Origin of the sequence: Rhodococcus sp. 05-2254-5, from assembly GCF_002258575.1 — a bacterium.
Taxonomy (GTDB): domain Bacteria; phylum Actinomycetota; class Actinomycetes; order Mycobacteriales; family Mycobacteriaceae; genus Rhodococcoides; species Rhodococcoides fascians.
In genome coordinates this window covers 1-13,933 of sequence record NZ_NOZG01000026.1, presented here as the reverse complement: position 1 = coordinate 13,933, position 13,933 = coordinate 1, and the positions used below count along the sequence as shown (strand labels likewise).

Below are 13,933 nucleotides of genomic sequence, written 5' to 3'. Positions count from 1 at the left end.
CATGACGCAGTGAGCGACACGAATCATGACTCAGTGAGCGATGAAGCGAAGCATGACGACGTGAACGACGGTCAGGCCGTTGCCGATTCAGGCATGTCCGCGGCAATTCGGGTCGTCAAGGGCAATCCGGACGACGAGGACGTGGCGGCTCTGGTGGCGGTGTTGACTGCGGCGCAGAACGATTCGGCATCGAGCGCGGATTCTCGGCCTCGGGAATTGTGGGGTGCACCGTCGTCGATGCATCGCGGCTTCGCGGCGCAGTCGGCGTATTCGTACGCCGCGTCGGGCCGATACTCGCGGTGACGGTGCCGCCCGTGACGACCCGGGCCGATTCGGTACGACTCGTTCTGGCGTCGGCGTCACCTGCTCGCCTCGGGGTTCTTCGTAGTGCCGGCGTGGAGCCGATCGTCCGGGTGTCGGGAGTCGACGAGGACGCGGTGACGGCCGAACTGGGGCCGTCCGCGTCCGCCGCCACCGTGGTCACCGAACTCGCGCGGGCCAAGGCCGCCGCAGTCGCCGAGACGTTCGCGGATTCTTCGGCGGATTTGGTGATCGTCGGGTGTGATTCGATGCTGTCGATTGCCGGTGAGCTGCACGGTAAACCGCACACCGTCGAGGTGGCCCGTGAGCGTTGGCGGACCATGGCCGGGTCGACCGGGGCGCTGTTGACCGGTCATGCCGTTCTGCGAGTGACCGCCGGAGTCGTGGTGGCGCAGGCTGCAGCGCACAGCTCGACAACGATTCGATTCGCAACCCCGTCTGCTGTCGATCTCGACGCGTATCTGGCGTCCGGCGAACCTCTGCAGGTCGCGGGAGCATTCACGCTCGACGGTCTCGGCGGCTGGTTCGTCGACAGCATCGAGGGTGATCCCTCGTCGGTGATCGGCATCGGCTTGCCGCTGGTTCGTACTCTTCTCGAGCGGGTGGGTACGTCGCTTGCCGCCCTCTGGGACGGCTCGCCGGACGACCCGATCGGGATCTGACCGGCGAGACCTACCTCAGGGCAACAGATCGATCAGCTCGCGAGCCCAGTCCTCGGCCATTGCCTTGGGCTTGATGTTCGACGAGCTGTCGTGCCGAGCGTGGGTGCCGACCTGCTTCGCACCGAGCTCGGTGAGCTTTTCGGCGATGATCTCGCCGCCGCGGTTGAAGGTGTCCTCGTATACCTTGTCTCCCAGACCGAAGACTGCGAACTGCAGTCCTGCGAGGTCGGGGGCATCCTCGACGAGTGCCTCGTAGAACGGCTCCGCGCCGGTGGGGAGCTCTCCGTCGCCGTAGGTGGAGCAGATGACGACGTGGAAGTCGTCCGTGTCGATGTCGGAGACCTCGTACTCGAGCATGTCTCGCACCTCGGCATCGTGATCACCGAGCACGTCCGCGATCTTGTCGGCGACCTCCTCGGCCGTACCGGTCTCGGACCCGAACAACACGACCACTGCCATGGATCGCTCCCCTTTCTCACATGCGCTCGAACACTCGAACAGTCGCAAAAGCATAGCCGTACCGGGGATCCCGCCGAAAATCCGCGTACGCCCGATGTTGTGATTTGTCTCGAGGTCACCAGAATTCGGCAGTCAGGCCCCAGTTCGTGTACTCGGCCTCGACCAGCCCACGCAGGTGCTCCTTGCTGGGGAACGCGTCCGGGTCGAGACCGGTGACGCACAGCGTCGCGCGGTCACCCGAGTCGTTCCACCAGGCACTGACCCCGCCGGCGGTGCGACGGAGCAACGCCACATCGGTGTTCTGAGTGATGGACCGCATCGCCACTGCCGCCGCGTCGACGCCTCCGATGGTGCGCAGTCGCGCGCCGCGATCGCCGAGGTTCGAGCACAGACACAGAGGTGCCGAGCCCGATGCCGCCAGCTTGGCGACGACGACGTCGGGCAACACCTGCATCAGTGGTTTGAGCAGCTCGAACACCGATGTCACCGTACTGTCGGCCTGGTCGGTGAACGCCTGCTTGCTCGATGCGCGGATGGCCGTCAGATCGTCGCGGTAGCCCTGTCCCCCGTCGACGTGAATGGACACCCCGGACGTCGCGTTGGCGCGACTGTCTCCGGGTGTTCGGGTGCTGACAGGAAGGGCCACCCGTACCCGGTCCTGCGGACCGACGCGTCCACTTGCGGTGAGAATGCCGAGCACGACCGCGACAAGGAGACTGTTCGAGCTCCCGCCCCTGCTCGCTGCGGCCGCGGCCCAGTCCCCCGATGCGCAGTCGACGACCACCGTGCTCGGTACCCACTTGCCTTCTCGTGCCGCGGTGACGGCCACGGCACGGCTCGGCGTCGGGCCGGGTGCCGTGGAGCCCGCTGCTACCTCGTCGGACGAGGTTCGCGAACGTACCGCGTCCACTGCCGTACGTCCGAGCGCTCGCGCCACCCCGGACAATGCCGCACCGATCTGTCCGACGCCGTCCGCGATGTCGGCACGTACCGACGACCGCGGGGGAACGTGGTCGAGCCCGCCGCGAACGAAGTCGTCCGGAGTCGCCCGACCGGCGAGAGCTGCTGCCGCCGCAGAGGTCAGGGCACCGCCGTCACCGACCACGTGCGATCCGACGAGAGAGACCACCGTGCCGCCGCCGTCGACCGAGGTCGCCGACAAACGCCACGCAGGTCCGTCGATGGGGTCCAGCGTCACCGCTGCCTCGTTCTCGATCCACAGATCGATGCCGTCCCGGGCGATCGCGTGTCCGATGACGACCGGGGCGGCGGGCGTGCGGGCCGTGATCCAGCCATCGCGGGCACCGGGCACCGCCGAGCGTCGTACAGAGCGATCCAACGGGCCGGTAGCAAGCAACTGCCACATGGATTCGAGTGCGTCGAGCGGGACGGCCGAGTCGAACCGCCACACGATCTGATTGACCACGGGCACTCCGAGTACGCACTCCATGCGCAGGAACAGGTCGTCGTCGTACGTCAATCTCTCCACCACGAGAGACTATCCCTGCCCGCCCACGTAGGTGGAACGGTCGCAAATGTGTTTCCCGCCATATGTTTTCGTATCGGCTCGGTTCGGCCGGTGCTGATAGGTTGGGGCTCTTCCCCACGCCGACACGTCTGCGAGTGCGCCTGTGAAGTTCGTGATGCCGTTCAACGGAAGCCGAGGCGACGTGACCCCCGGTATCGCTCTCGGGCTCGAACTCGCAGATCGCGGGCACGACGTGTTGTTCGGTGCCCCACCCAATCTCACCGATGTCGTGTCGGCTGCCACGGCATCCTCCGAACGTATCGAGGTTCAACCGTTCGGGCCCGACACGCAGCAGCTGTTGGAGTCCGATCTGGTCAGAGTGCGTATCAAGTCTCGAAACCCGCGGACCCGCTTTGCTGCGCTGTCCGAGCTGGCTCATCACGGCTGGGACGACATGACGTCCGAGCTGAACCGAATGGCGGCAGGGTGCGACGGAATCGTCACCGGCTCGCTCGGTCAGGAGATGGCTCTGAACGTGGCCGAAGCGCACGGCACAGCGTTTGTGTCCCTGCACTACTGCCCCCTCAGGCGCAACGATGCAGTGTCGATCACACCGGGCGTGAACCTACCTGCCGTCGTCAATCGGTCGATGTGGGCGGCCCTCGAGGCACTGCGCTGGAAGTCGATGAAGAAGCGCGACAACGCGCAGAGGGCATCACTGGGTTTGCCTCCCACCACGGAGTCGACGCCCGTGAGGTCGGCGCGCTACGGCGGTATCGAAATTCAGGCCTACGAATCGGCGCTGTTCCCCGGGCTTGCCCGACAGTGGGGCCCGCTACGCCCGTTCGTCGGCTTCATCGGCCTGATCGACGGAGTCACCGAGACGGATCCCGCGTTGCGCCGATGGCTCGACGCAGGAACTGCGCCAGTGTATTTCGGCTTCGGCAGCATGCCGGTGCCCGAACCGGCTGCACTGATGCGCATGATCGACAACGTCACCGATCGATTGGGCGTGCGCGCCCTGGTCTGCGCGGGCTGGAGCGATCTGCTGGAGTCCGATTCAGCCGTCCATCGATCGAACCCGAACGTCTTCGTCGTGAAATCGGTCGATCACGCGACGGTCTTTCCGCGCTGTCTGGCCGCGGTTCACCACGGCGGCGCAGGGACGACTGCAGCCTCGGCACGAGCCGGGCTGCCGACCCTGGTGTGCTGGTTCAGCGCCGACCAACCGTTCTGGGGATCGGCGCTGCGGCGCGTAGGAGCCGGGTCGAGCACGAAGTTCTCGACGTTGACCGAATCCGTTCTACAGCAGGGCATTTCCGATCTCATGACCGAAGACGCCCGGCTGGCCGCGCGAGCGCTTGCCGATACGATGACGCCTGCTCGAACGGCGACGGCCGCTGCCGCCGACATCACCGAAGCAGCAGCGCGCGACCGCTGACCCACTCACCAGAAGCGTGCCGAGAGTCCCCATCTCCGAAGCGCCTCGGTCAGGTGTTCAAGCAGTATGTGCTCGTCCGGGCATCGGTCGGGGTCCATGGCGTGGACGGTCACGGTCACACTGGTGCCGGTCTCGCTCGACCATGCGGTCAGACCGCCGTCGAGCGAACGAGCGAAGTCGGCGTCGGCTCCGGCGAACGTCGCTCGACCGGACACAGCCCGGGCAGCGATCCCCGCCACCGTCGTGAAGTCGTCGGGAAGAGAACCGAGGTTCGACGCCAGCCCTTCGGCACCGTCGCGGGGCTGCGGCACTCGTGCGACCACCGCGTCGGGCAGCATTTGAACCAGTGCCTGGGACAGGCCGCCCGGAGCGGCACCGGCGGCCTGAGCAGCGGCGAAAGCCGTGAACGCCGATTTACTGGCGGCGCGGATCGGGCGGAGGTCCAGATCGGTCGGGTCGGCGATCGGCACGTCGATCTTGACGATCTTGGTGGCGTTGGACCGTGTGTCGGATGCGTCGCCGCGATCACTGACGGGCAGGGACCACTGCACCGTGTCTCCCACCGAAGCACGGCCGGCGAGTCCGGACGCAGCAGTCAGGACCGCCACGAACAGCGAATTGGATGTTCCTCCCCAGCGTTCCGCGGTCGATCGCCATGCATCGGCGTCCACCTCGGCAACCACGTGCGGGGATGTCCAGTCCGCCGCAGCCGCTCGCTCGGGTGCTGCCCGGTGTGGTTTCGGCCTCGACTGGGTGGCACCGGCAGGCTCGGAGCGTCCGGACAGAGGCAGAGCCTGCACCGCCGCGTTCACCAGCCATCCACCCGCGGACCGAATTTGCTCGACGGCGTCACCGAAGTCGGAAGCGAGGGCCTCGAGGCCGCCCGGGGCGGAGGAGACACGGGACGCGACGGAGTCGGAGTTCGCCGCACGGAATGCAGCGATCAAGGCGCCACCGTCGGCGACCATGTGCGAGGCGACCAACGACAGCACCATGCCGCCGTCGCTCAGTCTCGTCGCCGCGAGTTGCCAACCCAATCCGGTCTCAGGGTCGATATCGGGATCGATCCGGCCGTCCGCCCATTGCCGCACCATCGAGGGGTCTGTGAATTCTGGATGAAAATCCAGTGAATGAGAGGCGGCCGACGGCACCCACCGATCTCGGGCCGTCGGAATTGCCGATGCCACCACCCTGCGCGCAAGCAGACCGTCGGACAGGTTGTCACGCAGTCTTTCCAGATCTTCTCGCTGCACGACGTCGTCGAACCACCACAGGAACTGGTTGTAGACGGGAAATCCGATGCCGTGGTGCATTCGCAAGAAAAGGTGATCGGCAAATCCAATTCGAGTCACGCGCCGAACCTACTACATCGAAAGAAACGGGAAGGTGGTGCTGTTTCCCGTCGGTCGATTCATTCAATGTCTGCAATAAGTGCCATTCCACCGAGCGGACGCGCGAATGTGACTCCGGTCTCGGGGTGCCGGTCCGGCCCGAGGTTTGGGTTCCGAGCCCGTCACCCGGATCGGCTCTCTCGAATCATCGGGCCCTGACGTGCGGTTACGCTGGAATCACAATGCCGACGTGTGCGAGAATCAGTTTTCCGACCGATGTTCCACCCGTCGGTCAACCCCCTAGACAGTGACAAGAATTACTTTTACGCGTCGCGAAATAGTTTCGCTGTCGCCCTATTGTGAGTGCCGTACTCACGTCGACCGGACTGCGACTTCACGGTCCGTCGAATAGTTGTTCTTTCAATGTCGAAAGCATTGCGAGTGCACCCGATAAAAGCGAGCCGGACCGACGACTTCCGCCGTTACATCCACCACTCGACCGTAATCGAATGCCGATAGACACCACTACTGCCGAATACCGCTGGCCGAGCCCGGAACGGAAGAGGACACCATGGAATACACCGAACTCGCCGACTATCCACTTCCCGCCGGACGCTTGACCGAGTGGGTTCCCCGCGTCGGCGACGATCAGTGGGCTCTCGATCCCCGCGGGCTGTCGTTCACGCACGAGGACCATTGCGAGCGCAGCGCCCCGGGCTCCTGGATCGGCACGGTATTCGAGATCCATCGTCGCTACGACGTCGAGGCCGTACGCCGCACCATCGCCGCGTACATGGGTCGGCACGAGGCGTTCCGAACCAAGGTTCGTCGTGACGAGCAGTCCGGTTCGTGGCAGCGCTTCACCGCACCGGTCGACGCCGTGCAGGTGACAGATCGCCCACACGCGGATTCGCGATCGGAAACTCAGGTGTTCGGCCATCTGCAGTCGTGGTTCGGCGACACCGTGTCTCCGACGGCATGGCCGCATTTCGTTCTCGCCACCATCGAACCCGACGACGCGTCCCGCACTCTCGCCGGTGGGCCCGAGGAATCGTTCCTGCTCGCCTTCGCGGCCGATCATTCGGTCATGGACGCATACAGCCAGATCTATGCGATCAACGAGATCGACCGGCTGTACGCGCAGGCCCTCGACGGCATCGACCCGGAATTGCCCGAGGTGGGTAGTTACGTCGACTTCAGTCAGTCCGAACGGGCACTCGGCGACACCCTGACGGCGGATCACGGTGCCGTGCGAACGTGGCAGGACTTCCTCGCTGTCGAGGACGGCCGCTTCCCTGCTTTCCCGCTTCCGTTGGCGGGCGACCGGCCCCGCGCCGACACCGGCCCTGCGCCCCAGAGCAGCATCTCGTCGTGGCTTCTGACCTCCGAACAGTCGGACGGCTTCAACGCGGCGTGCCGCGCTGCCGGATACAACATGCAGGCCGGAATTCTTGCGGCGCTCGCATTGACGAATGCTCGCCTGTCCGGCAGTCGGTCTCTGCGCACGGTGATGCCGATGCACACCCGCGACGAGCAGAAGTGGGCCGCGTCGGTGGGGTGGTACGTCGGCATTCTTCCGATGGAGATCCAGCTCGACAACGCCTGCACCTTCGTCGAGGCACTCGAGGCCGCGGCCACCGCGGGCGCTGCGAACAAGGGCCTGGCCCGTATGCCGTACTCGAAGATCGCCAAGATCCTCGACTCCACCGAAATCCCCCGGTTCGTGGTCTCGTACATCGACCTGCGGTTCCTGCCCGACGCCGCCCAGTGGCAGGGGCGCAAGGGGCGGGCGCTCAGGAGCAACTGCCACGCCGACGACGAGGTCTACTTCTGGGTCAATCGCACACTCGAAGGGCTCAACATCTCGGCCCGCTTCCCCAGTTCGGATGTCGCGTCGACCAACGTCCATCGGTTCATCACCGAGTTCGTCGCGGTTCTGACGGCGGTCATCGACTCCGACGGCGGTAGCGATACGGTGCTCGCGGCGGCCCCGCCGTCGGTCGTCGTCGCCGCAGAATGAGCATGGACGCAGAATAGGCGTGCACGCAGGAGAAGTGGATGCGGAGTGGACGGAGACGGCGGCGTAGGCAGCCGGTACGTTCCGTCCACTGCGCCCCGACCGGAAGAGTGAAGCGAACATGATCATCACCGCAATGGGCCGCTGGAACCCCGCGCCCGGCCGACTGCTCGAGTGGCATCCCACCGCGGCGGCACAGGCGAGCGCCGCTGCGGCACCGATCGATTCGACTCCACCGTCGTTTCTTCAGGAAGACCACCTGAAGGCAGCGTGGGCAGCGCGCGCACGTGGTGACGTGCACACGGCGTACACCGGGGTGGCCACCGAGATCGACGGCGACATCGACACCGAGGCGATGAGCCGTGCGCTGACTGCGTATGTGCTGCGGCACGAGGGTCTGCGGTGCTGGTTCGATGTGGACGGCACCGACGTGGTTCGGCACCTCGGCGGCCAGGAAGTTGCTCGTTTCGATACCGTCGACGCAGGTGAGACATCCGACGACGAGCAGTTCCAACACTATGTGCGGCAGCGCTTCTCGACCGAGGCCACCGCCGACATCTGGCCGGGGTTCGTCGTCGGAGTGGTATCGAGGCCGGGCAGCTTCACGTTGTACTACGGTGCCGATCACGCGTTCACCGATGGTGGTTCACAGGCTCTGGTCATCAGCGAACTGGCCGATCTGTACGCGATCGAGATCGGGGCGGATGTTCCGCAACCGGCTTCGGCGGGAAGTCACCTCGAGTACGCCGCCGCCGAGCGCGCCCGCGCCGCGACGTTCGGTGCAGACTCCCCCGAGATCGCCGCGTGGCGTGACATCTTCACCAGGCACGAGGGCCGTATGCCTCGGTTCCCCCTCGATCTGGGGCTTGCACCCGGCGAACGCGCCCCGGTCCGAATCGTCGAACGCCACCTGTTGGACCGAGAACTGACGGCAGCGTTCGATGCCGCGTGCAAGGCCGCCGGCGCACGGATGAGCAGTGGAATCTTCGCCGCCGTCGGCATCACCGACTTCGAGCTCGCGGGGAACGCGGAGTACTTCGGAATCACGGTGCTGAGCACTCGCCACCACGGTGACTACGGACAATCCCAGGGTTGGTTCGTCAACTTCGCGCCGGTCGCGTTCGACATCGCCGGTCACGAGCGCTTCTCCGACGTCGCGGGCCCGGCGCACGAGGGTTTCGAGCGGGCCAAGCAGATCGCCGAAGCACCGGTCCATGCGGTACTCGGCGCTCTCGCCGCAGACGGCACGCTCGGAAGCGAACTCGCCGTGAGCCCGAACATGCTCTCGTACATCGACTTTCGCTGGTTCCCCGGCGTCGGGCGAGATGCGGACACTCGTGCCAAGCATTTCACCGGCGAGGGCGCGACCTCCAACGCGTCGATGTGGATCAACCGCGACGGTGAGCATCTGTATCTGGTGGCGCAGACCCCCGACACGGCCGTCGCTGCCGAATCGGTCGAGCGGTACCACGCACACCTGGCATCGGTACTGGAAAAGATCGCGCGCACAGGCGATTACGTCCTTACGCCCGGTTCGGTTCAGGAGCGGGTCGGTGCGGGTCACCTCGATCACTGAGTACCATCCCGCGGCCGGTGTCGTCGTCGAATTCACCGCCGACGTCACCGGGGATGCACAACGGTCCCCGATTCCACCGTCGTTCAATCAACGGTTTCATCTGGGCGATCTGGGCGAGGCTCGGCGAGTATGGATCGCGGGCACGTTCGATGTGCCCGGCCGCATCGATGTCGACGCTCTCGCGTGGGCGTTCGCTCGACTGATCGACAGACACGACACTCTGCGCAGCTCGTTCGTCCAGGCGACCGACGGCCTGGACAGGATACTCCATCGCCCCGGTTCGGTCGAGATCGCGGTGTCGAACCGGACCGAATTCGGTTGCCCGACCGAGCTACGTGAGCATCTCCGCCGAATACTCGAGTTACGTTGCGACGCACGACGGTTCCCGTCGTACACGTGCGTCGCGATCGACCGGCCGGACGTCTCGACGGTGGTCTGCGCATTCGACCACTCGAACGTCGACGCGCTGTCGATCGCAGTGACCGTGGACGAGGTTCGCGCCTGGTACGACGCGTACCGGCGCTGCCCGTCGAGTCCGAACATCGAGCTGAGTCCGGTGGGAGGATTCGTCGACTACTGCCGAATCGAAGCAACCGAGCCGGCAGTGGATCGCCATGACGAGCGCATGGTGCGGTGGTCGGAATTCCTTGTACGGTGCGGTGGTACGACGCCGAGTTTTCCGTTCGACCTGGGACTTGCGGACGGTGAGACTGCCACGCAGGCAACCCTTGTCGCGCCGATCCTCGATGCCGACCGCACTGCCGAGTTCGAGCGCCTGTGCACTCGGTCGGGCGGCGGGATGTTCGCCGGGGTCGTGGCTGCGATCGGTCAGGCCTGCGCCGCCATGGGCGGACCGCGGCAGATACCGTTCCTGTTCCCATTGCACACCCGTCACGAGGATCGGTTCCGGCGGGCACTGGGCTGGTTCACCACCAACGCCCCGATGACCGTGGACGTCGGCGACGTGCTCGTCGACACGATCGCCGCGGCCCAACGGGAGTTTCGTGCTGCGCTACCGCTGAGCACGGTGCCCATCCCCCAGGTGTTGGCATCCCTCGGAGACACGTTCACCCTCTCGCGAAACGACGTGTTCATGGTGTCGTACATCGACTACACCAGAATCGAGGGCCACCGCCGACTCGAAGAATCCAACGCACACCACGTCAGCAACGCGACGGTGTCCGACGACGCGCAGTTCTGGGTGTCGCGGACAGCCTCGGGCCTGGCTCTGCGGGCACGTTTTCCCGACACCGTCCTCGCGCACTCGGTCATGACTGCGTTCAGCGGCGCGCTGGTCGCGCTGCTGGCCGAGGCGACCGACCAGGCCGCCACAACGGCCCTGACACGCTGAGACAGTACCGACGCAGCGCTCTGTGCCTGCGGCTCCCGCCACTCGGTGGCGGTACGGCATAGGATTGTCGACGGAGACCGTTCACCCCCGAGCGGGCCGCCAGCCGAATATCTTCCGTAGGAGCCGATACGTGCCTGTACCAACCGATTCCAACGCAATGTTCGCCGACTACGCGCATCCGGATCGTCTCGTATCCACCGAATGGCTGTCCGCTCATCTCGGTACGCCCGGGCTCCGCGTCGTCGAATCCGACGAGGACGTGTTGCTCTACGACGTCGGCCACATTCCCGGCGCGGTCAAGATCGACTGGCACCTCGACCTGAACGACCCGGTCACGCGCGACTACATCGACGGCGAACAGTTCTCGAAACTGATGAGCCGCAAGGGTATTTCGCGTGACGACACAATCGTCGTGTACGGCGACAAGAGCAACTGGTGGGCCGCCTACGCACTGTGGGTGTTCACCCTGTTCGGACACCAGGACGTGCGGCTGCTCGACGGCGGACGTGATGCCTGGTTGTCCGAGAACCGCGACACCACTCTCGATGTCCCCGAGTTTCCGGCGACCGACTACCCCGTCGTCGAGCGGAACGATGCACCGATCCGCGCATTCGCCTCGGACGTGCTCGGAGTTCTCGGCTCCGTGCCTCTGATCGACGTACGCTCCCCCGCGGAGTACACCGGCGAACGCACCCACATGCCCGACTACCCGGAGGAAGGTGCGCTGCGCGGCGGCCACATCCCCACCGCCGTGAGCATCCCGTGGGCCAAGGCAGCAGCACCGGACGGTCGATTCCGCTCACGCGCAGAACTGGACGAGATCTACTCCGAGACCTCGGCAACCGACGAGGTCATCGCGTACTGCCGCATCGGCGAGCGGTCGAGTCATACCTGGTTCGTGCTGACGCATCTGCTCGGGTACGAGTCCGTCCGCAACTACGACGGCTCGTGGACCGAGTGGGGCAATGCTGTGCGCGTTCCGATCGCCCGGGGCGAGGAGCCCGGATCGGCACCGGCCGCTCGATGAGTTCCCTTCCAGAATCGTTGGCCGAGATCGTCGAGGATTTCGCCGCAGTCGAGGGCCAGGACAAACTGCAGCTCCTGCTCGAATTCAGCCGGGAACTACCCCCGTTGCCGGATCACCTGGCCCAGGATGCGATGGAGCCGGTCCCCGAATGTCAGTCGCCGTTGTTCCTGTCGGTCGATGCATCCGATCCCGCCCGGATCGAGCTGTACTTCAGCGCGCCGCCGGAGGCTCCGACGACTCGCGGGTTCGCCTCGATCCTGGCGCAGGGGCTCGACGGTCTCAGCGCGCAGGAAATCCTCGACGTTCCGGACGATTTCTACTCGGCTCTCGGATTGAGCGATGCGGTGAGCCCCTTGCGTCTCCGAGGGATGTCGGCGATGCTCGCACGGATCAAGAGGCACCTGCGCTGACCTCGTGGTCGGCAGCGCCCGGCCTTCGTCTTGATCGATACACGCCGCCGTCGGTAGACTTCGGCAGTGGGCATCGTCGCCCGCTGTCCGAACAATCCCCCGAATGCGTCTGACGAAGGCTGGTTGCTGCCGATATGGAGTTCACCGAGTTGGCGGACTACGCGGTTCCCGCGGGCACGCTCACCGAATGGATTCCCAGTGTCGGCCCACACGCCCACACTCCCGAAGCCGCCGGGTGGCAGCCCGACCCTCGCCCGACGTCCTACGTCCACGAGGCGCACCTGCGTACCAGCCTGAGCAGCCCTCGCCGCGGACGCGAGTCGTGGCTCGGCGCGGCGTTCGAGATTGCCGGTCCCCTGGACAAGCAGGCTTTCCGGCGGGCGGTGCTGAACTGGATCGACAGACACGAAGCCATGCGGTCGAGCGCATCGATCGACGAGGCCACCGGTGAGATGACCCGCGTGACCGCTGCGCAGGGAGCCGTCGACATCTGGCAGGTCGAGCAGGAACGGTGTGCGCAATCGAGTGAAGTCTTCGAGCATCTTCAGTATCTCTTCGACGAGTTCACCTCGCCCCTGATCTGGCCCGCCTACGCGTTCGTGACTCTCGAACCACTGGACGAGACGCGGCCGATCACTGTCTTCTTCGCAGCAGATCACTCGATCATCGACGGCTTGTCCACTGTCCTGGTCGCCCACGAGATCGCGGCCCTGTACGGCGAGGAGCTGGGCGGGGCACCGGCCGCCCTGTTCGAGGCCGGCAGCTATCTCGACTTCGGGTCCTCCGAACGCGAGCGAAACGCCGAGTTGGAACATTCGCACGAGGCCGTCGCGATCTGGCGCGATCTGCTGATCGACGGGGAAGGCCAGCTGCCCGACTTCCCGCTCGACATCGGTGATCCCAGCCCGGACGACGTACCTCAGGGTGGGCTCTCTGCTTGGGTGCTCGACCCCGAGCAAGCCGATTCGTTCTCGGTCGCGTGCCGGAAGACCGGCAACAGTCTGTTCGCCGGATTACTGGGGGTCCTGGCCATCACCGGTGCCGAGCTGGGCGGGGGCACCCAATTTCGGACTGTCACCCCGGTACACACCCGGGACGAGCCGCAGTGGGCGTCGGCACTGGGGTGGTTCGTCGGACTGTGTCCCATCTCGTTCGACATCGCCGGCGCGGAGTCGTTCGGCTCGGTCGTGGTCGCAGCATCGGCCGAGGTGAAGAAGACCAAGCCGATTGCGCGGGTTCCGCTCGATCGGGTGTTCACCACCCTCGGCTACTCGGCCAGGCCACGTTTCGTCGTCTCGTTCATGGATGTGCGGTTCGCGCCGGCAGCAGAGCACTGGCCGGATTGGAACGCGCGTGCGCTGCGCAGCAAGCAATACCAACACGACGTGTACATCTGGATCAACCGCACACCTCAGGGAATCAACATCGCGGCTCGCTATCCCAACACCGAGCTCGCAACTGCCCGGGTACACGAATACATAGGCACCTTTCGCACCCTGCTGACCGAGGTGGCCGACACCGGTACCGCCTCCTTCTCTGCCGCAACGTCCCAGCATCCCGATCCCGGGCACTCCGATACCGGGCGGATCGCTACCAGCCAGTAGTCCCATCCTGTCGCCCTGGACGCGCCGCAGCGGCCTGGACCGATTGCAGCGACGACCGAGTCGGTGCTTAGACTCCGACGTGACGTTCGTGACGATGGATGCGAAAAACACATCTGTAGGAGGCTCAGTGCCCAGCCATGCCAGTGCTCAGATCACCAAGGTTCTTATTGCCAATCGTGGTGAGATCGCGGTTCGGGTGATCCGGGCGGCCGCTGATGCCGGGCTGGCCAGTGTCGCTGTGTACGCCGAACCCGACGCCGACGCAC

The 13,933-nt window shown here is 65.5% G+C and carries 13 protein-coding genes; 10 read left to right on the top strand and 3 right to left on the bottom strand.

Annotated features, from left to right (window positions below; genetic code table 11):
• The first annotated feature begins 33 nt into the window (after nt 1-33).
• Both CH278_RS15875 and CH278_RS15870 read left to right on the top strand, forming a co-directional pair.
• Nucleotides 34-303, top strand: coding sequence for an acyl-CoA carboxylase epsilon subunit (locus CH278_RS15875; RefSeq protein WP_167325510.1), 270 nt, complete (start codon nt 34-36; stop codon nt 301-303).
• Nucleotides 304-314: 11 nt separating this feature from the next.
• Nucleotides 315-983 (top strand): Maf family protein, encoded by a 669-nt coding sequence (locus CH278_RS15870; RefSeq protein ID WP_032370912.1) that lies wholly within the window; start codon nt 315-317, stop codon nt 981-983.
• 15 nt (nt 984-998) lie between these two features.
• Here CH278_RS15870 and CH278_RS15865 read toward each other — a convergent pair whose 3' ends face one another.
• On the bottom strand, nt 999-1,442 hold the full coding sequence (locus CH278_RS15865; RefSeq protein WP_027496480.1) for a flavodoxin domain-containing protein: 444 nt from the start codon (nt 1,440-1,442) through the stop codon (nt 999-1,001).
• A 115-nt stretch (nt 1,443-1,557) separates the two neighbouring features.
• Nucleotides 1,558-2,931 (bottom strand): hypothetical protein, encoded by a 1,374-nt coding sequence (locus tag CH278_RS15860; protein WP_094622495.1) that lies wholly within the window; start codon nt 2,929-2,931, stop codon nt 1,558-1,560.
• A gap of 142 nt (nt 2,932-3,073) precedes the next feature.
• Between CH278_RS15860 and CH278_RS15855 the strand changes: the two genes are divergently transcribed.
• Nucleotides 3,074-4,351: a glycosyltransferase gene (locus tag CH278_RS15855; RefSeq protein WP_094622374.1), complete on the top strand. Its 1,278-nt coding sequence runs from the start codon at nt 3,074-3,076 to the stop codon at nt 4,349-4,351.
• Nucleotides 4,352-4,356: 5 nt separating this feature from the next.
• Here CH278_RS15855 and CH278_RS15850 read toward each other — a convergent pair whose 3' ends face one another.
• The gene (locus CH278_RS15850; protein WP_143536272.1) at nt 4,357-5,703 is read right to left on the bottom strand and encodes a hypothetical protein; all 1,347 of its coding nucleotides are present in this window, start codon (nt 5,701-5,703) and stop codon (nt 4,357-4,359) included.
• A gap of 550 nt (nt 5,704-6,253) precedes the next feature.
• Here CH278_RS15850 and CH278_RS15845 point away from each other — a divergent pair.
• The 7 genes from CH278_RS15845 to CH278_RS15815 all read left to right on the top strand — a co-directional run.
• The gene (locus CH278_RS15845) at nt 6,254-7,702 is read left to right on the top strand and encodes a condensation domain-containing protein (protein WP_094622372.1); all 1,449 of its coding nucleotides are present in this window, start codon (nt 6,254-6,256) and stop codon (nt 7,700-7,702) included.
• A 118-nt stretch (nt 7,703-7,820) separates the two neighbouring features.
• Nucleotides 7,821-9,275 carry a condensation domain-containing protein gene (locus CH278_RS15840; RefSeq protein ID WP_094622371.1) on the top strand — a complete coding sequence of 485 codons (1,455 nt, stop codon included), beginning with the start codon at nt 7,821-7,823 and terminating at the stop codon, nt 9,273-9,275.
• Complete coding sequence (locus CH278_RS15835; RefSeq protein ID WP_179274436.1) at nt 9,253-10,626, top strand: condensation domain-containing protein; 1,374 nt, start codon at nt 9,253-9,255, stop codon at nt 10,624-10,626. The genes CH278_RS15840 and CH278_RS15835 overlap by 23 nt, the downstream gene beginning before the upstream one ends.
• Nucleotides 10,627-10,783: 157 nt before the next feature.
• Nucleotides 10,784-11,653, top strand: a complete 870-nt coding sequence (locus tag CH278_RS15830) for a sulfurtransferase (RefSeq protein WP_371828020.1) — start codon at nt 10,784-10,786, stop codon at nt 11,651-11,653.
• A complete protein-coding gene (locus CH278_RS15825) occupies nt 11,650-12,063 on the top strand; it encodes a SufE family protein (protein ID WP_027496472.1) in 414 nt (137 codons plus the stop codon). Before CH278_RS15830 ends, CH278_RS15825 begins: the two co-directional genes overlap by 4 nt.
• 134 nt (nt 12,064-12,197) lie before the next feature.
• Nucleotides 12,198-13,667, top strand: a complete 1,470-nt coding sequence (locus CH278_RS15820) for a condensation domain-containing protein (protein WP_094622369.1) — start codon at nt 12,198-12,200, stop codon at nt 13,665-13,667.
• 127 nt (nt 13,668-13,794) lie between these two features.
• On the top strand, nt 13,795-13,933 hold a 139-nt coding region (locus CH278_RS15815; protein ID WP_143536271.1), incomplete at its 3' end, for a biotin carboxylase N-terminal domain-containing protein.

Bases quoted from the DNA above. Each gene is read 5' to 3' on its own strand.
- CH278_RS15820 (WP_094622369.1), top strand. From the start codon at position 12,198: ATGGAGTTCACCGAGTTGGCGGACTACGCGGTTCCCGCGGGCACGCTC.
- CH278_RS15825 (WP_027496472.1), top strand. From the start codon at position 11,650: ATGAGTTCCCTTCCAGAATCGTTGGCCGAGATCGTCGAGGATTTCGCC.
- CH278_RS15830 (WP_371828020.1), top strand. From the start codon at position 10,784: ATGTTCGCCGACTACGCGCATCCGGATCGTCTCGTATCCACCGAATGG.
- CH278_RS15865 (WP_027496480.1), bottom strand. From the start codon at position 1,442: ATGGCAGTGGTCGTGTTGTTCGGGTCCGAGACCGGTACGGCCGAGGAG.
- CH278_RS15845 (WP_094622372.1), top strand. From the start codon at position 6,254: ATGGAATACACCGAACTCGCCGACTATCCACTTCCCGCCGGACGCTTG.
- CH278_RS15840 (WP_094622371.1), top strand. From the start codon at position 7,821: ATGATCATCACCGCAATGGGCCGCTGGAACCCCGCGCCCGGCCGACTG.